Origin of the sequence: Citrobacter sp. HN-141 (assembly GCF_033341895.1) — a bacterium.
Classification (GTDB): domain Bacteria; phylum Pseudomonadota; class Gammaproteobacteria; order Enterobacterales; family Enterobacteriaceae; genus Citrobacter.
Genome location: NZ_JAWPBF010000020.1, coordinates 33,057 through 55,734 on the forward strand (window position 1 = coordinate 33,057; position 22,678 = coordinate 55,734).

General features: G+C 49.7%; 19 protein-coding genes and 1 pseudogene. 4 read left to right on the forward strand and 16 right to left on the reverse strand.

The window, feature by feature from the left end:
• Positions 1-53: 53 nt before the first annotated feature.
• The 7 genes from RYZ59_RS20645 to RYZ59_RS20675 all read right to left on the reverse strand — a co-directional run bounded on the left by RYZ59_RS20645 (position 54) and on the right by RYZ59_RS20675 (position 3,863).
• Complete coding sequence (locus RYZ59_RS20645; protein ID WP_071444895.1) at positions 54-1,355, reverse strand: DNA-directed RNA polymerase subunit alpha C-terminal domain-containing protein; 1,302 nt, start codon at positions 1,353-1,355, stop codon at positions 54-56.
• Positions 1,356-1,480: 125 nt separating this feature from the next.
• Positions 1,481-1,771, reverse strand: coding sequence for a hypothetical protein (locus RYZ59_RS20650; protein ID WP_071444896.1), 291 nt, complete (start codon positions 1,769-1,771; stop codon positions 1,481-1,483).
• Complete coding sequence (locus RYZ59_RS20655) at positions 1,764-1,970, reverse strand: hypothetical protein (RefSeq protein WP_071444897.1); 207 nt, start codon at positions 1,968-1,970, stop codon at positions 1,764-1,766. The genes RYZ59_RS20650 and RYZ59_RS20655 overlap by 8 nt, the downstream gene beginning before the upstream one ends.
• Before the next feature lie 89 nt (positions 1,971-2,059).
• Complete coding sequence (locus RYZ59_RS20660; RefSeq protein WP_071444898.1) at positions 2,060-2,617, reverse strand: VRR-NUC domain-containing protein; 558 nt, start codon at positions 2,615-2,617, stop codon at positions 2,060-2,062.
• A 209-nt stretch (positions 2,618-2,826) separates the two neighbouring features.
• Positions 2,827-2,994 carry a hypothetical protein gene (locus tag RYZ59_RS20665; RefSeq protein ID WP_165612480.1) on the reverse strand — a complete coding sequence of 56 codons (168 nt, stop codon included), beginning with the start codon at positions 2,992-2,994 and terminating at the stop codon, positions 2,827-2,829.
• Positions 2,995-3,145: 151 nt separating this feature from the next.
• Positions 3,146-3,415: a hypothetical protein gene (locus RYZ59_RS20670; RefSeq protein WP_071444899.1), complete on the reverse strand. Its 270-nt coding sequence runs from the start codon at positions 3,413-3,415 to the stop codon at positions 3,146-3,148.
• Positions 3,416-3,425: 10 nt separating this feature from the next.
• Positions 3,426-3,863, reverse strand: coding sequence for an olxA (locus tag RYZ59_RS20675; protein ID WP_151237590.1), 438 nt, complete (start codon positions 3,861-3,863; stop codon positions 3,426-3,428).
• A gap of 3,155 nt (positions 3,864-7,018) precedes the next feature.
• On the opposite strand from RYZ59_RS20675, the gene RYZ59_RS24820 reads away from it, so the two are divergent.
• Positions 7,019-7,141, forward strand: coding sequence for a hypothetical protein (locus RYZ59_RS24820; RefSeq protein WP_353622687.1), 123 nt, complete (start codon positions 7,019-7,021; stop codon positions 7,139-7,141).
• A 2,760-nt stretch (positions 7,142-9,901) separates the two neighbouring features.
• Here the strand turns inward: RYZ59_RS24820 and RYZ59_RS24825 are convergent.
• Positions 9,902-10,744: pseudogene (locus RYZ59_RS24825) on the reverse strand (N-6 DNA methylase); the annotation flags it as partial.
• 88 nt (positions 10,745-10,832) lie between these two features.
• Here RYZ59_RS24825 and RYZ59_RS20685 point away from each other — a divergent pair.
• The 3 genes from RYZ59_RS20685 to RYZ59_RS20695 all read left to right on the forward strand — a co-directional run bounded on the left by RYZ59_RS20685 (position 10,833) and on the right by RYZ59_RS20695 (position 15,032).
• Entirely contained in the window at positions 10,833-12,521 is a 1,689-nt protein-coding gene (locus tag RYZ59_RS20685) for a portal protein (protein WP_318050368.1), read from the forward strand.
• A 13-nt stretch (positions 12,522-12,534) separates the two neighbouring features.
• Positions 12,535-13,548, forward strand: a complete 1,014-nt coding sequence (locus RYZ59_RS20690; RefSeq protein ID WP_197385910.1) for a head processing protein — start codon at positions 12,535-12,537, stop codon at positions 13,546-13,548.
• Positions 13,549-14,114: 566 nt separating this feature from the next.
• Complete coding sequence (locus tag RYZ59_RS20695; protein WP_131820534.1) at positions 14,115-15,032, forward strand: hypothetical protein; 918 nt, start codon at positions 14,115-14,117, stop codon at positions 15,030-15,032.
• Here the strand turns inward: RYZ59_RS20695 and RYZ59_RS20700 are convergent, their stop codons facing one another.
• From RYZ59_RS20700 to RYZ59_RS20735, 8 genes are all read right to left on the reverse strand, one after another.
• Positions 15,033-15,524 (reverse strand): TIGR02594 family protein, encoded by a 492-nt coding sequence (locus RYZ59_RS20700; RefSeq protein ID WP_071444906.1) that lies wholly within the window; start codon positions 15,522-15,524, stop codon positions 15,033-15,035.
• A gap of 97 nt (positions 15,525-15,621) precedes the next feature.
• Positions 15,622-15,915, reverse strand: a complete 294-nt coding sequence (locus RYZ59_RS20705; protein ID WP_071444907.1) for a hypothetical protein — start codon at positions 15,913-15,915, stop codon at positions 15,622-15,624.
• The gene (locus RYZ59_RS20710; protein WP_318050364.1) at positions 15,905-18,943 is read right to left on the reverse strand and encodes a hypothetical protein; all 3,039 of its coding nucleotides are present in this window, start codon (positions 18,941-18,943) and stop codon (positions 15,905-15,907) included. Before RYZ59_RS20710 ends, RYZ59_RS20705 begins: the two co-directional genes overlap by 11 nt.
• A 101-nt stretch (positions 18,944-19,044) precedes the next feature.
• A complete protein-coding gene (locus tag RYZ59_RS20715; protein ID WP_071444909.1) occupies positions 19,045-19,392 on the reverse strand; it encodes a hypothetical protein in 348 nt (115 codons plus the stop codon).
• The gene (locus tag RYZ59_RS20720) at positions 19,389-21,284 is read right to left on the reverse strand and encodes a head protein (RefSeq protein WP_318050362.1); all 1,896 of its coding nucleotides are present in this window, start codon (positions 21,282-21,284) and stop codon (positions 19,389-19,391) included. The genes RYZ59_RS20715 and RYZ59_RS20720 overlap by 4 nt, the downstream gene beginning before the upstream one ends.
• Positions 21,281-21,913, reverse strand: coding sequence for a hypothetical protein (locus RYZ59_RS20725; RefSeq protein WP_071444911.1), 633 nt, complete (start codon positions 21,911-21,913; stop codon positions 21,281-21,283). Before RYZ59_RS20725 ends, RYZ59_RS20720 begins: the two co-directional genes overlap by 4 nt.
• Positions 21,900-22,349: a lysis protein gene (locus RYZ59_RS20730; protein ID WP_318050359.1), complete on the reverse strand. Its 450-nt coding sequence runs from the start codon at positions 22,347-22,349 to the stop codon at positions 21,900-21,902. Before RYZ59_RS20730 ends, RYZ59_RS20725 begins: the two co-directional genes overlap by 14 nt.
• Positions 22,349-22,663: a hypothetical protein gene (locus RYZ59_RS20735; protein ID WP_071444913.1), complete on the reverse strand. Its 315-nt coding sequence runs from the start codon at positions 22,661-22,663 to the stop codon at positions 22,349-22,351. Before RYZ59_RS20735 ends, RYZ59_RS20730 begins: the two co-directional genes overlap by 1 nt.
• Between the last annotated feature and the right edge of the window lie 15 nt (positions 22,664-22,678).

Consider the following 22,678-nt stretch of genomic DNA (forward strand, 5'->3'; position numbering starts at 1 on the left):
TCGTACTTTACGTACTGCTCCATTTATTATCAAGCTAATTCTAAGGATTTAATTTATTTGCGTTTGTTTTTTACTGGTTTAGCGCTGCTGATCACATTCGATTTATACGCTTCAATGTCGCCGTTCTCGCGCGCCCAGCGTATAGCCCAGCTGTTTATCGCGTTAGTGATTTCCGTAGCGGTCTGCTCTCCAATCCCCTTAATATCCACCAGCTCAAAAGGTAACACGGATGCAATGGCTTGAACGTTCTTAAATCCCGCACATTTCAGGGTAGAGAGCACTTTAGCCGGTAACGTCAACTCATCAATGCCAGCTGCGATAGCATCCAGCGCGCGCTTGTGGATTTTCGGGAAGTCCATTTCTAACCGGGTCATGATCCGCTGGTGTAATTCTTCGTCTATCGCTGGGTTCCAGGCATTTTTAAATACGCTCAGACGTTCGTAAATCGGATTGCCCCACACACCAGGCACCACGTCCATCGCTACCAACATGGCTGTGCGGATCTGGAAATGGAAATCAGCCAGCTCAATCACATGCCCCTTAATGTAGCTATTGCGCGCCAATAACCCAAAGTGGAAGTTGTAGATATACAGGTTAAGCTCAGTCCCTTGCTCAGTAACGACAGTATGAAGTTTCACTTGTTCGCGACCGTCGTGAAAATCCACCCGCTTTCTAAGGTTTTCGTACAAAGCATTAAGCCGGTCCAAATCCTGACGTTTGGTGATCAGGTTCGAACGGGCTGTAGCGACCTCTTTATCGGCGATATTGAGCTTGCCCTGCATGGTTTGAAGTCTCTTATTTGTGTCTTTGCGCTCTGCTCGCAACCTGGAGACTTGCTTTGTCAGATCGTCACGCTCACGGAGAAGAGATTCAGGATGTAAGCGCTTATAGGTATCAAAGGACGCTTTCAATGAATTGTAGGCCAGCTGCATCGTTGTTAATTCCTGTGCTGATGACTCAATCTGGCTCTGCAAATTAATAATTGAGTTTTCCAGCTCAAGCGCCTTCATTTTGGCGTCATGACGTAACCCTTCCAGCTCGTCTTCTTTCGCCTGTGCCTCTTCCTGCACACCTACTTTGTACAGGTTCATCTCCAGTAGTTGGTTTTTCGTTGTCTCAAGCTGTTCAATGAGTGCGTTACAGTCGTTGGTTTCATCATCCAGGCGCGTATTAACGTCACTCTGCAGCTGCTCGATCATGCTTATACTGGTTTCCAGCGCGCGCCGGTCGAGGTCGTCACCGCTGATACGGCGTAATGTCAGATTCAGTTGGTTATAGACGCCGACAAAGGAAAGGTGAAGAACCTCATCGGTGATGCGGGTAGGAGTGGTGAGTTGTTCTGCGGCATTAGACATTTTTCTCTAAGATTCCTTGTTAGAATTTATGGTATTTAACAAGGCGAATAATAATCTGTAATTTCCTAATAGTCTATTGATAACGGACATAAAAAAGGGCCGCACTGCAGCCCTTAATGCGCATATCACTGTAGTAATAGCACCAGACCTAATACCAGGAACGGTACGAACCATGCAGCGACGTTTAGCCATCTACGCCATACCCTACCTTTCCCCAGCCCATGAAAGTATTCGTTCTCAGTCATGAGGCCAAGATAGCTTACTGAGATCAGGCCAGTGGACTCATCCATGTCCAATGACTGTTTGGCTAAACTGATATCAGGTATGGTCACTACGTCATAATCCAATGCGAGTACCGCACTCCTGAAATGCCCCTTTTCTCCGACAAATGACAGGTTGTAGTAGTGTTTACGCATGACACACCCAGTTATCAGCAAGCAAATCATCTAAAGACGGCTCAAACGGTGCCATCCCTCCCTTCATATCATTGACTACGAACACTCCCCCTTCCTCAGATTCATCTGGCTCATACGTTACAAAATCGGCAGAGCCTTCCCGTTGGCCTATCATTTCGGGGTTATTTTCGAGTGTGTTGTATACGTAATTAATGTCCATGTAACCCCGATCCTCTACCCATGCTATGTAAAAAAAACTGCTGGCAACGCGCCACCAGCACATCTGACTTCACTATCATCGCCTTACGTTTAAGCCGCCGCCCTCCAGTAGCTGTTATTTGGGTGCTCTGGCATCGATTCACCGGCGGCAAGCTGTGAGTAAGCCACCATCTCCGCGACGGCTTCATCCGGTGTGAATGCCAGGATGCAGTAGTAGCCTTGATCTGTCAGCAAATTGAGCCATTCAATCTGCTCTTTTGTTGGCTTTTTCTTCCCGTGTTTTAGCTCTACTCGCATCCCGTGATAAATACCGGCTGGCTTATCAAGAGACATATCTGGATAGCCTTTTTTCTGCCCTTCCGCTGGCATTTGCGCCGCGCTTTTTTTGGTGCGATATCCGCCGTTCGGAGTCGCATGAAGAAGTGAGTAGAGATCGGGGTGTTTCCGTTCTATGCGATCAAAAACTTGTACTTGATCGTAGTGTTCCTGGTTGCCTTTAAGCAGCTCTGGTTTTTTTATCAGGGCCGCGAGTGCTGCTGCGTGAACTGAAACCTTAACAACTGTTTTTAACCAGTCTGAGTCAGAAGAGGCGGCGCGAACTGGACGCTTCTTTTTGTATCCTTCAAGCCATTCCGATGAAAATCGCATACCCTTTCCATGAAGCTTAATGAAGTATCACACCCCGAAAGATATCAAGCTATCTAAGAGATAATGAATAATTACATTTATTCTCACGGCGTTTCAAAAAAAACACAATAGCAACAGCCAAGCTTATGGCTGTTAGCTATGTAAACGCCGAAGAGAATGCAAAAACCGATGATATTGTTCGGTTGTCGCGTGGGCTTAGGTTAGATTGTTCAACGGATCGCGAATTGGTAGATAAGACTCAAGATCCAGGCCGCGCCGAAGGTTGAAAGAAGCAGTGCGCCCCATACGATGAGGGTCTTTTCCAGAGAGGAAACGTCGTTTTTTTTCGCAGAAAGCTGAGGGTGGTTTACAAAATCGCGTTGCGCGTAAGTTTTCATGATATAGTCCCGTTGTTCTCTGTAGGCCTAAGTTTGACGGCGAAAACCTACAGGTGAATGTGAGGCCCGGCTATGCCGGGCTTTTCTTTTGCTCCATTAAAATCTAAGGCTTTAATATATTTAAAGCAAGGTATTTTTCTGTTAGAAAACTTCAGATTGAAAAACTAAGAAGTGTTTCCCGTGCGTTCGCGAGCGCAAGATCCCACTCATCCCGCGTCAACTCTCGCACCAGCCGTACCCGCTCATTGCTTCCAGGGCGCATTACCCACGTCCAGTTTTTTTCCTGCTGATTATCAATCGTCAACTCGAAAACCCCCTGTGACCGCGCAAATCGTAAGCAACAACCCATTGCTGCAGCCTTTTCCCGCAACTGGTCCGAAGTGTAAAACCGGCGTTCAGTTTGGGGTCTGACTTTTGACATGTATGCTCCTTTATCTGGTCAGTTTGAATTTTTCGATGGACTCGTCGTAGCTGGTGTATTGGTATGGCTCAGTATCATCCGCCGACGGCATAACACTGAGAAAATGAACAGCACTGTGAATATTACCAGACTCCAGCACTTCGTCAGCATAAAGGTGTGCCGCCACCAGCGTCAGAGCTGGGCGACTCATGGTGTAAATCGCCGCCACATCCCCATCAACGATTTGCCCAAAGTCAGTATGGCCATCTTTCAATAGCAAGACCTTGAGCGAGGGCCACCATGGGCCAAACGATCGATATGTTTTAACATCTGCTTTCAGGCGCTCCACCAGCCCCTTTAGATATGCTGCGGTAAACTCTTCTTCGCTGCGACCTAACAGGGCATGCTCCAGCAATACTGTCTCTATGTACTCTTCTGTCGGCTTAATGGTGTCGATTAATGTCGTCATTTCTTTTTGGCCCAGTCACCTGGGCCTCTCCATGAAAATTAAATGATGGCCTGAATGCTGGCTTGGATTTCGGCTTTGTCGTACCGGCTTGAGACTACCCACGCAGGCTGGGTAAACTCGTTACCTTCAACCGGATCGTCTTCAAAGTTCCAGAACGTCGCACCGTATTTCTCTTTAAGCATTTCCCGCACGGATTTTTTCTTGAGCGTGGCACGTCCCGACGTATCACACAAAACGTGCGCACCACCAGCCGGATAGCTGAGTTTGAACGTTCTACGACGCCAGACGCGCTTTCCTTCAAGATTCAGCGAGTTTTGCTGAATGCTGAAGCCTAATTCTTTCTCGTCAGTTTGCTCTTGGGTAAACTCTGTTGCTTCCGCTTGTTTTGCCTCTCGCTCCTGCTTTTCGGCTTCAATTTCTTCAGCTGTTTTTTCCCCTGCCATCATAGAGAGATATTCTTCCCATGATGAAGCAAATTGTTTAACCCCCCCGTGCTTAATCTCCTGTAATTTATATTTAATTACGTCAATGTGACGGCGCACCAGCTCTGCGCTGCGGAAATCCTCAACCGATATACGGCTTTCGGAGTATGCGCCCACCAGCACCCCAGCCATCAGGTAATCAGCGAGGGAAGACGTCAGCAGCGAATCATGGCTATTCACCTGTTTAATTAAGTCGGCAGTGGATGAGTCAACCAGATCGCGGATCACCTTCAGCGACCGCACACCACTAAGGCGGGAGTATTGCTCATACAGTTTTTGCGCCAACTTTTCATTGCCATCTTTCATGACCTGTAGCTTTGCCACCAGGCGCTCATCACGCAGTTTCTGGAACAGGTTTTCCAGCTGGCTCTTATTTGAGAATCGCTCGTGTAGCTGTGACAGGGATGACGTTGAAATGCGGTGTTTCCACATAGCCCTAACCGACTCATAGTTACCGTTAAACTGGGCGCGAATGTCGCTATCCGACGCCCCTGCCAATGAATCGTTATACATGGCCTCAGCCTTAGCGATTGATTCATTGAGCACCGGCAATACATCCTCTACGGTCCCCTGCTCGCCAAAGGCCTCCAGCTCGGCGGTGTAGTTTTCCCCAAATACAGCAATGAAAAAGAGTCTTGCCGAGTACATGCTCGAACCGCTACGGCTGTATGCAAACAGAGCACGTTTTAGGCCATCATCACTACTGTCCGGGTAAACATAAGACGTTGGCGCGATATCATCCGGCAAGGCTCCACGCAAGATATAGACCAGCTCAAGTTTGCCGTCATTGTATGCCATCCAGTAATCATCCCTCACGCGTAAGACGTTCTCCGTCACCGCATCGTAAAACTGCGCACGGGTAAGGACACTGGCAACCTTGTCTGGTGTGAGGCCTTCAGCTGCCCGACGTCTTGCCTCTACCGTATCCAGTGAAACATCAACCTGGTTGATAATATCGCTCACCGGCATTTCTCTCTTCGATCCGATGCGATACGTGGAGTACGGATAAACTGAGGTGTAAGTGATTTCAGTTTCTACCGTCTGTTTTTCCGGTAACAGGCGAGTAATGCGCACAATCACTTGCTGTGAGGTATCAGTATTGATGGTGTAATAAGCGTCGGTTTTTAACACTCGACCGCTATTCGTTTTCATGTAATTAGACGGATTCAGCAATACATCCGGGTCAATATCGATCACACCTGCAGCAATGCTACGCTCCAGATCGCCTTTGGCGCGCTTTAGCATGGTGGCGGCGTTTTTATTGCGCGTTAGGGTATTACGGGCTGTTTTAACCTGGCCTTTCAGGTCGGTTAGTTTCTCAATCTGATATTTCAACATGGTCCGGGCATTGCGTCGTGACGAACCGTGATAAACATCAGCGCTTCGCTTACCGTGGATCTCCGCCCAGCTGTTATATTCGGATTCCTCCTTCGTAACTTCGTTGCGCGCCTCTTCTACCGCTTCCTCCTGGGTGCCAAGCTGTGCAGTCAGTTCGTTGAGATTGTCAGCCAGCGCGGTCGGATCTTCGTTTGCCGCAATGGACGAACGCAGGTACACATCAAGCGCTACCTCAGCTTCTTTTTCGGCCTTACGGCGTTCCGCTTCGCGTCGGGCTGAAAGCTGCGCTTCAAGACGCGCTTTACGCTCATCCTGGTTCGCCGCCAGCAGCAGCTGAATATCGTCATTTTCATCCATGTCGCCGTTCTTGAGCGTTGAGGCATCAGACGTCATGATTTCGCCAATCCAATTACCCTTGCGTTTCAGCGTACCTAACCGGAATTCGTCAAATGAACCTTTGCCACAGTAGTAATGGACGTTCACGCTATCCTGTGATGAACCTACGCGCGCGCCGCGCCCGTTGCGCTGGTTGATGCTGGCAGGGGTCCATGGTAGCGTCAGATGATGAATATCCGTGGTACCTTTGTGAAGGTTAATCCCTACTTCAGCCTTTTTGTTGCAGATGACGATCGGCGTTCGACCTTCGTTATAATCAGCGGCGATCCCTTCCATGCCGGTGAGCGACATATCATTCAGCGCGGAAATGTAGTCCTCATATTTTGCCAGCTCGCTGTAATATTTCTCCCAAGCACCGTCTTTGTATGTACCGTCGGCTTTTTCCGTCGGTTCGACCGGCTTTTTAACCTTTTTCAGCTTCACGCCGGTGGCCTGCTGTACGCTGGTGGCATTGATGATCCCGATCTGACTCTCATCCATACCCAGCGCATTCGACAAAATGCGGCGTAGCTTACCGTGCTGGCTTTTCTCATCCATGAAGATGATTTGCTTACCGTTAACCAGTCCGGCTTTAAGGTTGGCAATCAGAGCGGCATATTTCGGTGGGATCGGATGTGTGACCGTCTTCATGTCGATCCCGGCCTTCGCAATGGCTTGAAGCACTGCAGCTTCCAGGTCTACGCTAACCACCAGCTCGACGGCATCCCCACGGGTACTAACTTTGGTTTCGACTACCTTACTGGATAACGTGCTCACCAGGCCCGTGTCAGACTCATCGTCATCAGCCTCTACCCCACCAGCCGCAGCGGGAAGACCGGCGGCAATAGCCATAACCTTTTCGCGTTGGTCTTCGGGGAAGATAAACGTCATTGACGACCGATATAGATCAGGGTCAATGACCAGCTTATCCATGTCGCGGATCACCGAGAAAATAAAGTCATCGTTTTTGTTCGCCGTGATGGAAATCGTGCCATCCTCATTGCGTTCAATGACGTCTTTCTGCCCGATCTTCGCCGCGCGCTGGCGCAATTCCTCGTAGATATCGACCTGCTCTTGCGTTAGCGGCACGTCTACGTTGATTTCGTTCAGGTCGGGGATTTTGACGCTTTCCTTGACGTCCTGAGCGGTCTTGAGAGTGGTCCAGCGATGGAAAATACCGCGTAAGCCGTCCAGGTTCTTAAAGCCCACCAGCCCCTGCTTATCAACAACCTCGCCGGATATCTTCTGCACCACCACATTAGCGGTTTCGCCAAATACGCGAACAAAGTCATCAGGGGTTAATATCCCCATGGCTTTCCACTCTTCAACCGGCACGACGTGAGATAGCATGTTGAAGGCATCTAACGGGCTGTTTACCAGTGGAGTAGCTGTTAACAGGGTTACGCCGCGACCGTTGAATTTCTTCATCAGGTAGGCGCTTTTCACAGCCATGTCGCGCGCGATTTGCGAGACTGCAGGATTCGGCAAATAGGCCAACTGCGCGGTTTCTCGACCAGCAGCCAGTGAATTTCGGTAGTTGTGGCCCTCATCGGCGATCACATTGTCAAAATTCATGTCCTCAAAGTACGGAACCTGGTGCTTTTTCGCTGTGCCAGTGTCAGCGGCCTTGTCCTTAATTTTGTTCTTCGCCAGCTCAGCACGATGGCTACTTTTCAGAAGATCGGTACGGCCCATATCAATAGCGTTATAGAGCGCCTGTGCCGAGTTCTCTTCTATGGTTTCTTCACGCAGCGGGATCATGCCAAACTGTTCTTTGGTCATGATGACGCTACGGAAATTCGACGCCGGTATGCGGTTCATTCGCTCCAGAATCGTGGCGCTATCGGCATCCTTAATGACGTTACGCATTACCGGGTTGCCGTCACGATCAGTCATCGGCTCGTTGTTTTCATTGCGAACCTGGGATGTCTGAATCTCGCCATCTTCCCCACGTACCTCGTCAATGCCGACAAACAGCATTTGCGCAAAGACCTCCGGGCTGTAGAAGTCCCGCGCCTCGTGGTACCAGTTGTGGTAGACCGCCTTTGGAACGACAAAAACAGTGCGTTTTGAACGTCCGTGCTGGTAGTTGAATGCTTCAAGGGCAAGCGCCGTCGTCGTTTTACCCAGGCCGGTACCAAAGCCCATGATCCCGCGCCCATCTTCCGAAAGGCGGCGAACCTCAGAGTTCTGATAGCTTAATGGGATGCGCTTGCCAGACAGTCCTTCCAAGTGAAGTGACTCACTGGAATGTTCGAACGGAATGTAGTTGTTAAAGGCATCGTTGTAGTCGTTCACAACACCCTCAACGTCAGGATGTGATCGCAACCAATCGTTGAAGCTACCTTCCAGCTTAGCTATGCGAGAAAGGTATTCCCCCGCCTTCGGGCCGCGCGGCTTCACACCGTTAAGGTAGTTCTCCAGCTGGTTGAGGAAACCATCGCTGTTATTAGCCTTTTTAAACTCAGTTACACCGCTATTGCTGGTGACGGTTCGCAGCTGATACCCGGTAAAAATACCGTCTTTACCTTCGTAATCATCCGCCGACACCAGGTAGCCATTCTCAACTTCCAGATCCTTTGTATAGCGGAAGGCGTCATAACCCTGTTCGGCGAGAAATTCTTTAATCAGGCGACGGTCAAGCCAACGGGCGTTGAGGTTGACTTTAATTTTGTCGATTGGGGCCGCTTTTCGACGGGCATTAATCAGCTCCATCTGGCGAACAAAGTTTTGCTTTTCGGGTCCGTCCGGGTACTCGTTTACCAGCCCTGCAAGGTGGTTGATTTTGCCGCGTACATTTCCGCTGGTGGCGCGGGACATTGGCAGCATGTTTCCATAGCCATCGAGCGCAATTTCAGGGAACCCGGCAAGATACGCCAGTAATGCGTCATCACTTTCAGGAAGCTTTGCAGTACAGACCTCTCTAAATTGCTCCAGCGTGACGGGAATCAGGTCAATCTGGCTAAATAAATGACTGACTACTTGCTCTGGATTAGCGGTATCCAGCGTTTTCAGTTCAGTCTCATTCATATTACCGGTCAACAAATCCGACAGCTGGCCTTCTCTGGTTACGTTCGCCTGGAAGGTGAGCCAGGCCTTCGCGGTACTATCGGACAACCCGGATAACCGCAGGCCATTAGGTGATCCGTTTCGCGCTACCTCTTCGGCGGTAATCCTTGCCGCGTCCACCAGCAAAGAACCCGCGTCACGCCCCTGGGCGATCATGTCCTGTGCATCGTTAATCGTCAGGCCAATCAAGCCCCCACGCATTACCCGTTCACGCTGGCTGGCTTTCTGCCTTAGAGCAAATGAAACAATACCTTTTTGACGATCGGAAAGAAGGGACGGGTAAACATCCATGACGGCGGCGATCTGGCTGGCGGTCAGTGATAGCAGCCCCTGCAGAGATCGGCATCTCGTTTGTAAATCCCCAAACGTTGCTACACCGAATCTGGCAGCATCAATGGCGGTATGGTTAGTCGTTGTGTCTCGTATCCACTTGTCGCCGTCGAACGTATGCCAGATATCGCCCACCAGCCGCTTGTCACCTTCGACGGCCCCCTGATACAAATCCTGTTCAATGGTGAGCATGGACCAGTCAATTCGGCTATCAAAGCGACGTGACAGCGCCTGTTTCATTGCCGCATTGGTAAGTTGGCCATCCTTCTTGACCGTCAAAATATTATTGAATGATGAGCGCTCTGTTTCTCCGTGAACAAAGCGTTTCCCCTCGGGGCTAAGGAACCATTTACCCTTAATGAATACAGGCCACAGCACATTCGCGCCGGTGAGCATTTTGTCAGTGGCATCATTGACGATCTCCGCCAGGGGTTTCGTGTGCTTACGTAACACCCATACATCGACCACCGTTGATGTTCCGCTCTCGGCAAAGGTACCGGACGGCATACGGTGAGCACCCAAAAACTCCGCTTTACGGGATACGCGGTCGCGCAGCTTCTTGTTTGTCCCTCCGCCGTCGGTCATACCGTTCGGTACCATCAGCACAATCAGGCCACCAGGCTTCACCTTGTCTATGGTTCGTAGGATGAAGTAATGCCCGACGTTCGTTTCGTTTTTGTAAGCGGGATCAAGCTCAGCGTAACCAGTTCGGCTTTCGCCAAATGGGACGTTTCCGACTGCATGGTCGTATGTATCATCCGGTACTTTAGCCGCTAAAGTCTCAAACGCCCCCAGCTGTACGCTGTCTTCAGGGTGCAGCAACTGGTTAATACGACCGGAAACTAACGAGATCTCCGCTGCAGTCATAATGGCACCTGCAGGCTTCGTTTCCTGGAAAATACCGGTACCTGCAGACGGCTCAAGAACGTGACCAGACGTTACGCCATAATCAGCCAGAAGATCCCACACACCTTCAGCCATAAATTGCGGCGTGTAGTATTCGTACTGGCTTCCCCCATCGGTCAGGCCACCTTCTCCGGTGTAACCCGCAAGAATTTCACGCTGTTCAGCGCTCAGGTTGTTCCCATTAAAATTTTGAGGTAGCTCATTCAGCAATCGCATAGCGTCATTGTTCGCTTGTCGCCTGGCTCGCTGGATACTTACTCCGCTCTCCTTTTCTATGCCGAATTGCACAACCGATCGCACCTTACGCGCGCGAAGTATGGCTGTTATCAACTCACTTAGTGTTGATGCCCCACCAATTGCCTCTGAAAGCTGGTTTGTCATTTTTTAACCTTATGCCCGTAAAACATAGACCCAATAAAATCCACGTAAATCTAAGCGGTCTGTATTTAACAAAGGTACTGGTCAAAACATGGCTAACAGAAAGACGACAAGCTCCGGGCCACTTGCAGCCCTGAAAAAAATGTTCTCCAGTGCGCCTGCCGCGCCACTGGCACAACTCCCCATCAGCAGTGGTCACAATGTGGTTTCACGGTCGGGGCTGTCATTTCTGACTGGCAACCGGCAAGACGCGCCTGGAGAACTGACAACACAGGCGGATCAGATAGGTATCAACCTTGAGCTGCCTCTGGAAAGGTTGTCGCGGTACACAGTGCTGGAGGAAATGGCAAAAAGCGCCACGGTTTCCCAGGCGTTAAATATCCACCTCGCGCAAGCCTTATCTCCCAGTAAACGGACGGGCCTGGCGTTCTCCATCGTTGCTAAAGACCCAGGGGATAAAGAAACCGTGGCGCGCTGCAATGAGCTAATGAATGACCTGGGGGAAATGATTGATACCGGCCTGCCGTCGTGGGGGTTGCTCATGGCTATTTTCGGCGTCGGATATATGCGCCCCTACGGTGAGCCTGGTCGCGGGATCGTAAATATCGAATCGTCTTACTACACCCTCCCGTACTTCATTCAGGAATTTAACAAAGGCGGGACTCTCGCGGGGTTCTCAGGCGATTACCTTCTTTCACCGGAAACAATGCAGCGCATGCTGGCTGACCCGTGGGAGATCGTGGCAATGAAAAACCCGTTTTGGATGCCATCAGGGAAAATTATTCCGGTCACAACCGGTACGCGTGGATATTCCCTATTAACGGAACAAAACCAGCACCCTATCACCGAAACGCAGAACTACGGGACCAGCTTTCTGGAAAACTCGTATGAAGCGTTTATGAACCTTTGCGGCGCACTGAATGCACTGAAGGCCACACGTTACAACGCTGCAAAAATTGACCGGCTGATCGCACTGACGACCGGCACTCTCGATCCGGTAAACGCCGCAAACTACACGCGCACGGTCAGCCAATCCCTGAAGCGTAACAGCGAATCTCTGTCACGCCGTTCTCAGCAGGCGAATACCATGCCGACGGTGTTTAACCACCTGATACCAGTTATGGGGGATGGCAAGAACAACATCACTATTGATACCCAGTACATTCCAGCTGATATCACCGGCATTGAAGACGTCATGTTTCATCTTCGCCAGCTGTGCTCAAGCCTGGGCATAGACTCGACCATGCTCGGCTGGGCAGACCAAATGTCAGGGGGATTAGGTGAAGGTGGTTGGGCGCAAACAGCTATTCAAGCCGCGATCCGTGCTCAATGGCTCCGCCAGGCAGCAAGCGATGTGATTTACCGGCTCACGGATATTCATCTGGCATACAAACACGGTAAAGCCTACCTGTCTAACCAGCGCCCCTACTCCGTCCAGTTCAACTCAATGAACACAGCATTGATGCAGGAAGAAGCCCGAGATCAGGATTCCCGTGCCAACTTCATCGCTGTTATCACGCAAATTCTCGACCAGATCCAGCAAAGCCCCAAATTGGCTGGTAGTGAAACGTTCATGCGTTACCTGTTTTGCGACCAGCTAAAAATGGATGAGCAGATGCTGCAGTCCATGATCAAAGAGTTCAATGCGACCAAAGACGCAGGAGAACACGACGACATGATGTACGAATCCGCCCCAGGTAGAGGTGATGACAGTAACCCGGAAACATGGAGTCGGGAACAACTGCTTAACTTCGCCAAATTTGTTATGACACAACAGTAATACGGAGCACACCTTGAAATCACTAAAGACAGTTACCGATCGCTTTTCTCTGGTGGACACCATTCGTCGCCACACACCGCAGAATACGCGCAATTACATCCTGAAATCGGTTAGAGATACCTTCAACGATCCTGAAGTAAAAGAATGCATCTCTCTCGGTGAAATGTACGGCTACTATGGTCATGGTCGCCGACAAATTCACTACGCCAAAACAGGAAAACTAACTCTCCCTGAAGTCTCCGTAGCGGTTGTGGAAGGCAAACCCGTAACTCTGACGAATGTCCCGTCCAACCGCACCCTTTCAGTATCAGTAGATGATGATGGCGTGGTCACGCACACACAGGAGATTCTTGATACTGAGCCAGGCCATATTGTCAGTGGCATGGAGGCGTCAAGAGCTGGTGGCTGGAGTTGGGCTACCGGCGGCAATGACAGTTCACTCCGTTCAGTAGTCACCGGCTTTTATGGTTTCGACTATGTAACCACGCCAAATTATATCAGCCTGGACAGGGCGTCATTAATGCTTGAGTCTGCCGGTACACGCACCGAGCTTATGATTGCTGGGCTGATTGAGTCAGGTTTCAGTGAAAACGCGGCAACGGACCTTTGCCATCACTTTGAAACCTTGCGAGAAGATCAGGCTATGTTTGAGGCCGTAGAGCATACCAGCCACCTGGAAAGTAAGATGTGGGCGCTGCAGGGCCAACTGGCGGAAATGCAGGCGCGAGTTAGTGAGCAAAACGCCATGCTGGAAAGCGCCGGTGAACTGGCGAAAACCCGCCGCCGTATTATGCGAGAAACATTAAACAGCCTGCCTGTTTTTCTCAGCAAAGAACAACGTCAGGCGCTGCTACGTATGGAATCTGAAGAAGATATTCATGTGTTGTCTGCGATGCTGGAATCAGCTGCAGGAAATATGTCTTCCAGCCTACCTATCGGCGATCACCCTCCCCGCCAACACGATCCGGCGAAACAAACCAACATCGCCAGCGATGAGGATGTACTCTGGTTACGTCCGAATAAATAACTTCGTAGCAAACCGCTCAAACCGCCTTAACTGGCGGTTTTTTATGCCATTCCAGCAATAAATTAATAACGTTAATTCTAAGGTGTAAATAAACACAGCATTGTCAAAAACAAGAGATCAGAATAGTATCCAGTTCCCGACGATCAGGATCGTAACGGCTAAAAAGATCGTGCTTTTTGGGAATCTGTGGGTGATATTACCCGCTGAAAGCAAAAAACCACCCTGCCAGGTGGTTCTTGCCGGGGGTTAAGCCCCTGAAATTCAATGTGATAAGCCAACAACTATGCCGAAACAAAGAGGCAACAATAAAAGGAGACAAAAAGGAGGCAAATATGAATTAACCCGATCCGTTTTTCCCAGCCCACAAAGATGAAAACGTTCTTTACTGAGCGGAGGCCTTTTGTTGTCTGGTTACTAGACTAGCGTCCAGTTTACTAGCGCCGATCTCGGCACTCAAGTCTTTTTTTTGCTCGCCCGTGACCATCTTTGCCCAAATGTTACTCAGTGACAGGAAGCCCCGCGTCTTGAGGTTTTCTAAATCAATATAACGATGGAAATGAAGCAGAATGGATAATGCAAAGGAACTATGGAATGACATGTCGTCGGCTATCACGGGCTGTGTCATTAGCGCTGACCTGCCAGATTTTGAACACTATCACCACATGGACAATGAGGCTCTCTGGCTTGAAGTACAAAAGAACTACCCCACGGGATATAAACTAAGTCACGCTTTTCTTTTCCTGCCAGCGGCGCTTATCAGCCGGACCGGGAAACTGATTGCTGCCAGCATCGCCAACAAAGTAAATCCGTCCCACACCGGCGTTTGCTATGCCAGCCGTAAAACGCTCGCGCTCGATGCCGAAGTTTCCATAGCCACACTCGACCGCTTCACTGCAGGCGCTTCCGGTCGCGCTATTTTTACTTCTGAAATACCCCAAGACAAAATTGGTATTGAAACTGCCAGACGCACACTAACGCGCGGTGCCATGCTGTTTTGCCTTGCGATCGCACTGTTTCGTAAAACCACCAGCAGAGTGAAACAAAAAGTAATGGCCTTCGCTTTGAAAGCCGCGTCAGCTGTGCTTTTCAACAAATCAGGGGGGCGCAAAACGCAACCCGAAAAGGGGGCGCAAAATGCGTCACAAAAGAAGATATTAACCCCTTCTAAAAGTCAGAAAGAAAAGACAAATATTGGGACCGGTGAAAGTGATCCTGTGGATAAGCAAGAAGGAGTGAAAGGCAAAACGCTGAAGCAGTGGAATGAGCGCATTAACAAAACACGGATTCAGGGGCAGCTCAATACAGCAGAACGCAATTACCACGAACGACAGTCTGTACTCGGTGCCAACGAGAAGCGTTACAAGCACATGTTCATCAAGCTGATGGATACCATGAAAAAATCTATCCACCAGCGTGATGACGGTATATTCCGTGCCAGCTTTAAAGACGTGGATTACAGCAAAAAACCGGATGGTTTTCGGTAATTACGCTTCGCTGGTGGACGTCTGCGCATTCTGCAGTGGTAGCTTGTATGACTCCGGCCCCGGCTCACCGGCAGGCCAGCGATAACCGGTTACACGGCTACGCGGGAATGCACGAATGTTTACAGCATCGCCCTGGTTGCCCCCCAGCACTAACAAATTACGGTTTGCATCCTGACCAACAACAAAGCCGACATGACCGCCACCTTCACGGGTAAACGTCACAATGCAACCATATGCCGGATCGTGCAGCGCGGTTCCCCAAGAGGTGTAGCTTCGTGCCGATTCAAATCGAGTAGACTGGATGCCTACACGCTCAAGCATCGCACCTACAAATGCAGCACACCACGGAGTTTCATCGTCTTTGATGCCACCACGTTTAATGTCCTTCCACATTTGTAGGATCTCGGGGTTATGTTCCGCACCTTTGATTTCACGTAACCCGATGTGTTTACGGGCCTCAACTATCCAACGGAGTTCATTGGGCTGACTCATGCTTTTTTCCTCTGTTAGCAATGAGCCGAAACAGTAACCGCTCTGTACTTTGCAACCGGTAGCGAGCAAAAAGAAGCCCACACGAAGTGGGCGTTTCTTAGTGGATTGTGCTGGCTATGTTCGGGGTATCTTCATCATTCGGATCATCATCGCCAGCGTCAACTTCAGGCCAGTCCACCTGCCAACCAGCGCTTTCCAGGCTACGTAAGACCAAATGTGCGTCAGCATTTAAAGAGTTCACCTCTCCCACGGCAGAGTTAGGCCGTACACCGTTAAGAGCATTGCGCATATCATCCTGGGTGATATCTCCCTCAACTATTACCAGCGTACCGGCATTACTGCATTCAACCATACCGGCTTTTCCTCCGGGCATTGTTACCTTAATGCGCATTCTGCAGCTCCTTAAAGCATCCCAGTAAAAACTCGATAATGCCGTCACCGTTTAAGTATGAAGTTGCAGTCAATTCAGGATCGGCGTAGCACTGCAGCGCCATTGAAAACACTTCAGTAGAGCGGCAATTGTTCAACGATGGTGCTTTCGATAATAACTTACCACTCGCGAGACTTACCCTATTATCCATGTAGATTTTTGACATGTAGTAATGACTTAGTGATGTTTTGACCTTGTACTCAGCATCGCCGTACCCGCCAAAATTGCTGTATACCAACCGTCCTTCAGTCTTTGATTTAATGAAGCCTTTTGCGCGCTCCAGCAAATGGGGGTTAGAAAATTCCACATGGTGTCCAAGTTCGTGCCACATAACATGTTCGGCATCCGTATCCGCGTCGATCGTCACAGACTGGCGGCTCTGGCTTGCACTCGCTCTAACCTTCGCCTGGTGCTCAATCTTTTTCATCGTATCCAGCTTGCCGCCGGTCAAGGTAAAGACCTTTTCCGCAACATCGCGCGCATCGTACCCAGTACGCCATCCTGCTGTAACAGTGGTTTTCTCAATAATGTCGCTATCCAGTTCAATCGCATTGCCCCACGCTTCGGCATCTTCTTTTGACACTGGGGATGCCTGCATCACGGCATCCATAGCCGCTTTAACTTTACTGTGTATTTTCTCAACAATTAGAGGCGGGTATGGAGCTTTATCCTTGAATAACCTCTCAAGTTCATATAGCTGAACGGCTTCATCTGATTCACGGTCTATAAACCATTTAAGCCGATCTACCTCCAGACCTATCCCGCCATGTGGCGTGAAAACATCTTTCAAATATGGTTTCAACTTTTCAGGCCGGTCACGAACTTTATTAATCTGCTCAATATAATAATCGACCTCTTCAGGTAGCTTTAGACGACCATCCTTATCATTAGTTTCGGCAAGCGCTTTCAAGCGGCGTAAAACATCGATGTAAGCATCTGCCAGCTCGTCGCCGCTAAAGTCTTTCGACAGCCCTACCGCATCGAGCGAAGCCTTTCCACTTTCCATTACATCGCTAATGTCCGTGAGTGCCTTTTTGCCTGCAGCGATCGCCCACTGCAGAGCGGCTATCGTTTCAGGGATACTTTTTGCATCAGCCAGTTTTTTATCAAACTTACTCGTGACTTTCGCATAGATGGCATGCGGCATTTTCATGAATTTGTCCAGCCAGGTTCTGCAGGCCTTACGCAACTCCTGCCAGCTCAAGTCTGATTGCATTAAGTCTTCAAGCTTGTGCATAAGCATGAACAATCGATCCGGACTGGCCCCACCCTCTGATGCTTCCAAAAATAACTTCACCCGGTAATCAATATTTCTGGCATCCGCCAGTGACGGCGCAGGTTCATTATTTTTAATGGCTTCCTGCAACGCCTTGTAGTAGAAGGCGCTATTTTCTGAAGAAGTTGCCATTTCGCCAAGCAGATTGCCGCTATAACCGTGCGCTTCCACCCATGGCTGAATTAGAGGTCGCTGTGAATAAAGCATGTTTCTGCCCACAGAAGCACTCAGGCGCGCGAGATTTTCTTCAGTATTCGGATTGGCCTTAGCAAGCTTTCCGGTCATTTTGATGACGTTTACCAGCTCGTCAACGCTTGTTGCACTCGTGATCATTTGCGATATATAGGCACGGTTATCACCCGGTGCTGATTCGAACATCGCAAAGTTAAGCCCTTTCCCCTCACCAAACTCATCTTCAATTTCGGTAGAGACTGCAGACAACACATCAACAAGTGACAGGCTACCGCCGCCAAACATATCCCCCAGCGCCTGCTGCTGGTGGATTAGCTCATCATTTATTTTTTGCGCCATCTTCTTGAAGGCAGCGCCTATACGCTTGGAACTGCGACTATTGGCAACGATAAATAGCGCCAGGGCCTCAGCCTCTTTGCTGGTGTCTTCAAACAGCCCTTGTTGTGCGATCACCTCTTCGATTGCCTGGCCTGAGTCTTTGGCCCGGCGCACAAGGTTAATGGCCTCCTGTAGCGCGGCAATGGCCTGTTTATCAAGACCGTCCACTTCCTCAATACCACCCACCAGCCCATTCACAGCCTCTTTGTGAACGTCACCAGATAGCATCTGCATTTGTGCAAAATCACTGGCTGCGGTGTTGAGTGCAGTCAGGATATTACGCATCTCGGGATCGGGTTCTTCTGCGACCATTTTTACAAGTCGTTCGTCTTTGTACGCTTTTGCAAAAATAGCGTTCTGAATGCGATCAATCAGCTGCTTGGTCGGCCTGCCGTCAGTCGTTACCAGACCTGCAGTTGCAGTATCCCCAATTTCGCGCATAAACGACTGAATGAAGCCGTCATTAGACCGGGCAAGTAGATTTCCCTCTTCGGAAGGGGAAAACATCGCCATAAGCCGCTCATCGAGCATTTCGGCATCTACGAATGCCTTTTCGCTCGCTGCCATTTCCTGCAGATCTGAGAGGTTGGAATCTCTGGCAAACTGAGCACGATCAACGTCGGTGACACGCTCCCTCACCAGCACCGGCATATCCATCCGGGCAATATCTTCAGCCTTAACCCCATAGTCGGCTGCATGGTCGATCAGATACTGGCGATAGCTGTCAGCCTGCCCTTGCTCATAGGCCCGTAGTATTCCCATTGAGCGCCCATTCCCCGACTCAACAACGTTGTCAGGGCCGACAATAGGCGCACCGTGGCTACTTAACCCTGAATCGGTTAATTGTGCTGGACGTAAGTTTCCGGCGATCTTGCTCACCTGAATCTTACTCGACATTCGGGTACGATCCCTCGGCTGCAGCTCCGTTGGGAATGCAGGGTTTATCGTCCCATCAAGGTTATTCGAAATTATCAGGCTACTGGCATTAACAACTTTAAAGCCCGTTTTGACCTCATCCCCTTTGCTCGTCACAACAAACGACGTTCGCCCTATGGGGGTTTGTCTCAACTGCAGTGACGCCACCAGCGTAATTAGGCTATCCAGACCTGGTGTGTTGCTAATGGCCTGTTGTGCTGTTTCCAACGGTCATACCTCCACGTTTTAGGTTTCGTGAAGGATAAGGAGTGTGTGTTATTCAGAGGGGAGAAGAAAAAGCCCCGATTAACGGGGCTGGTTATCAGAGATCAGATGGCGTAGTCATTCTGAGCAACCCACGCATTGGCCTGGCCCTTCATATCATCCAGTGTCAGAAATTCGTTAAGGTACTCACCGACCTGGCGAAGCGTATCCACAAAATCCATTTGGGCCTGTTTTACAAACTTCCCGGAGAGAAAGTCTTTAACGATAGACGGCGTATTATCTTCAGCTGGGTCGGCTGGGATTGATTCGGTACCGTAACCCAGCTTCACCAAAATAGCGTCGATTTCGTCATTCAAATCCAGCAAATCCAGCCCTTTAGCTGTTGTGGCCTGAACCATCAATTCATCCAGGCGATCATTCAGGTCAAGGCGTTCCAGCGCGCTTAAATTCATGCTCCAGCCCCCTCTCTTTGAATTGCCACCAGTAAATCAGACAGGTGTTGCGCAGCGGCATTCACTTTGTCTTCATTTTCGTCAAAACGACCAGCATTCTGTAGTGCGGCAATAGCCCCGCGAACCTTGTTACGGGCGTCACGGATTTCCGCTATGTCTTTCGACTGCAGTTGCATTACGGCATCCAGATAACTCAACGCATCATTCGCTGCTGTATCGGCTTCAGATACCACGGGAGTTTCCTCATTAGTCTGCGGCGGCGTGGGAGGTGTTTGGCTTACCAACTCGGCCTTAACTTTCTCCATAAAGTAATCGAGATCGTCGCCTTCCGGGTAAGCAATGTTCGGCGCAGCTTTCTTCGTATTCAGCTTCACCTGAGAGCCGAACGTTGCCGGGTCACTCTCAGCCATTTCAACATATTGCTGTGCGTAATTAGCCATTGAATCACTAACGACGGTTTTCGCCAGTACATCGAGATCCGCCTCGGTCGGAATCAGCTTCAACTCAAAATTAGAGGCCTCCTGCTCTGTCAGCTTACGATCGTATTCAATGAAACCATGACGTGCCAAACGACCATATTTATCGCTCTGTTCCGGTACATCCAAAATTGCAGTGTGATCTGCAGGGACAGAGCCGATACTTGCTGGGCGACTTGTAAGAGCATACCGGTATTTAGCTGTTGGTACCGGCGGCTGTTCTGGTGGCAACTCCGGCGGTTGTTCTGGCGGTTGCTCAGGGGGGAGTTCTGGTGGTGGCGTCGTGACAACGTAACGATCAGCGCGGTTCTCTCGATAGGCTTTAAGTAATTTAGTTGCTGTAACCCCCATAGCCCCGCCCTGGGATGATGGGGATGGCATTTCATAAACCTTACCAGATGGATCGGTAATAATTACGCTGCCCTGCAGCTCGCCGTCATGGTCATAGGAGTTGTAACGGATTATGGCCCCATTACTTAGAGTTGCCTTACCATCAATGCCCATACGTTCTTTCACTTTACGCGTTGCATCTGTGAAAGATGAGCCGGTATCAGTGGTACCGGCCTGAGATACTCCCCGCAAAGCCACAATTTTAGCCTCCAGTTCGGCATTGATTCGACGCTGGTTAGCGAGCTTCTCCCGCACATTCCGCTCATCGCTCTGATGTGTGATTAACTTGGTCTGCAGTGATTCAACTTGAGTTAGCAGCGAGGATTGCTGTTCGCTTAACTGATCGTTTTCAGCGTTCAGCGCGTCTATATCACTGCGTAATTTAACCTGAGCATCTTGCTGCTTCGTGAATTTTGCACTGTTACGCTCTGCCAGGTTTGCAAGAGCTTGCGTTACTTGCTGCAAAGACACATCGCGACCGCCAATGGGGGCCACAATATGTGTTACATCGCGCTTGTTCAGCAAGAAACGGAAGGCCACCAGCAAATCATTGTTCTTTACGCGCCCGTTATCTGCAGTCGGGGAGTGGAAAACCAGGGAAATTGACTGCCCATCTGATAATGGAATCAACGCCGTCATAATTGGAATACTGTTCACCCGGCGAACCTTACCGATGACAGCCCCTCCAATCGTTTTTTCACCGCTATCGTCCAGGCCAGCATCATCCGTACCTGCTTTAATGTCGGTTCCGTTCAAACCGCGATTTAATGCCCTTACGAACGCCCGCATGGTCTGCGACAAACGCATGCGCTCAGTGCTAATCGCTTCAAACATTGCTGCATGAGAGACATAGACCAGCTCATCGCCAAGATAAGACTGGTCCACTTCTTCAATAGTGGCGCTTTCCAGCATCAAATCGGCGCTCTGGCCCTTCATTAGTTCGTTGTAAATATCATCAGAAACTGCAGGCGCTATATAGCCAGGCACGTCTTTCAGAAGAATTTTGTCAGTCAGTATTACGGTCATTTTTCCCCCTTCTGCAGTTGTGCGATCTCTTTCTCTAACTGACTGGTTTTTGCCAGCTCCAGATTTAGCTCGGCCTGGATGTTTTCACGCGACTTTTGCGTCATGTCGGAATCAGAGGATAAGGACTCAATTTTCTTTTGAGTCGCGGTAATACCGCCCTTCAGTTCCTCACGACGTGCGCGCGCATCGCTGAGGATCTGCACACTGGATTTAACGCCTTTGGTAGTTTTTGGTTTATTGCCAGCCTCATCTTTTTTCGCAGCCCGCGCGAGTTTTCTGGCTAGCGCTTTCTGAAATGCGGTGGAGCCTTTACGGAATAAATCAGCTAATGATTTACCCAGCTCAGCCATAGTTTTTACGGGGGTGTATGGTGCGTTCTTGCCGTTCAGCTTAATGCCAGAGATATCGCCAGTGTTGTTGACCTGAACAACCATAGCCTGTTCATCAATCCCTTTCAGCTCGAAAGTTTTTACCGGGATACCATCTTTTCGACGGGCTGTGCCTGCAGGTATGATTTTGACAACCTCATACCCTGATTTAGAGATAGCCTTCTTCAGCTTATCAAGGCCTTTCTCGTTCAACTCGTCAAAGTTAAGCGTGATGTAGCCCTTATCTTTAGTTGATGACACTGTATCCCCCTTTCTCCTTTGTGATGAGGTAATTACGGGAAGTTGATTCCTGAAGCGGGAAAATACGATACAGCGGATTCATTCGACTATTGCCGTGCGTTACACGGATCGTTAGTTCCCAGGTCCCAGTATCCAGATAGCGAGTATCAATAAGTAAATACTCCTGGTTTAAGCCTTTGGGCGTTAAATCCATTGTTCTGGTCTTACCCGTAATTACCGCTGTGGGGTTACTGGAGTCGCGCAACCAGTATTCGATATGCGCGCCGGTTAGCTTCTCGCAATTGACCTTAAACTTAACCGGAAAAGCTATAGCATTGTCCTTAACTACACCTTCACCGGCCTCCAGTAGCACGACCTGCTTTCTTTTACACAAAAAACGATCGAGCACCGCTATCGCAGCCATTCCCACAAGGAAATATTGTTGAATATCATTCATTAGCCCCGGCCCCCTTTTGGCCCAAATAAATATTGGATTGTGTCGATAAGACGGTTTTTGAGAGCTGTAGACACCTCGCGACCGTTGTTGCTAACAACGAGAACAGCGAGATATAGCAAGCTATCGTCCCAGGCCTTATGTCTGGCGATGTAATAAGCGGTCAATCCTGCGAGTACCGCTAACACCAATTCGGTGAGCAAGTTAAGGGATGACGCTTTTATCCTTTCCTCGCGCACCCCATGCAGGAAAACGCCAATGCCGCTGAGTAGCGACAGGAAAAGCGCCTGTATGAGATTCGCTTCTACTTCTGCCACAAACCCTCCGTAAAA

Excerpts from the sequence above, each read along its gene's own strand:
- RYZ59_RS20705 (WP_071444907.1), bottom strand. The coding sequence starts at position 15,915 with ATGCGCATTAAGGTAACAATGCCCGGAGGAAAAGCCGGTATGGTTGAA.
- RYZ59_RS20660 (WP_071444898.1), bottom strand. The coding sequence starts at position 2,617 with ATGCGATTTTCATCGGAATGGCTTGAAGGATACAAAAAGAAGCGTCCA.
- RYZ59_RS20650 (WP_071444896.1), bottom strand. The coding sequence starts at position 1,771 with ATGCGTAAACACTACTACAACCTGTCATTTGTCGGAGAAAAGGGGCAT.
- RYZ59_RS20700 (WP_071444906.1), bottom strand. The coding sequence starts at position 15,524 with ATGAGTCAGCCCAATGAACTCCGTTGGATAGTTGAGGCCCGTAAACAC.
- RYZ59_RS20715 (WP_071444909.1), bottom strand. The coding sequence starts at position 19,392 with ATGAATTTAAGCGCGCTGGAACGCCTTGACCTGAATGATCGCCTGGAT.
- RYZ59_RS20675 (WP_151237590.1), bottom strand. The coding sequence starts at position 3,863 with ATGACGACATTAATCGACACCATTAAGCCGACAGAAGAGTACATAGAG.
- RYZ59_RS20720 (WP_318050362.1), bottom strand. The coding sequence starts at position 21,284 with ATGACCGTAATACTGACTGACAAAATTCTTCTGAAAGACGTGCCTGGC.
- RYZ59_RS20665 (WP_165612480.1), bottom strand. The coding sequence starts at position 2,994 with ATGAAAACTTACGCGCAACGCGATTTTGTAAACCACCCTCAGCTTTCT.
- RYZ59_RS20670 (WP_071444899.1), bottom strand. The coding sequence starts at position 3,415 with ATGTCAAAAGTCAGACCCCAAACTGAACGCCGGTTTTACACTTCGGAC.
- RYZ59_RS20655 (WP_071444897.1), bottom strand. The coding sequence starts at position 1,970 with ATGGACATTAATTACGTATACAACACACTCGAAAATAACCCCGAAATG.
- RYZ59_RS20730 (WP_318050359.1), bottom strand. The coding sequence starts at position 22,349 with ATGAATGATATTCAACAATATTTCCTTGTGGGAATGGCTGCGATAGCG.
- RYZ59_RS20685 (WP_318050368.1), top strand. The coding sequence starts at position 10,833 with ATGGCTAACAGAAAGACGACAAGCTCCGGGCCACTTGCAGCCCTGAAA.
- RYZ59_RS20695 (WP_131820534.1), top strand. The coding sequence starts at position 14,115 with ATGGATAATGCAAAGGAACTATGGAATGACATGTCGTCGGCTATCACG.
- RYZ59_RS20645 (WP_071444895.1), bottom strand. The coding sequence starts at position 1,355 with ATGTCTAATGCCGCAGAACAACTCACCACTCCTACCCGCATCACCGAT.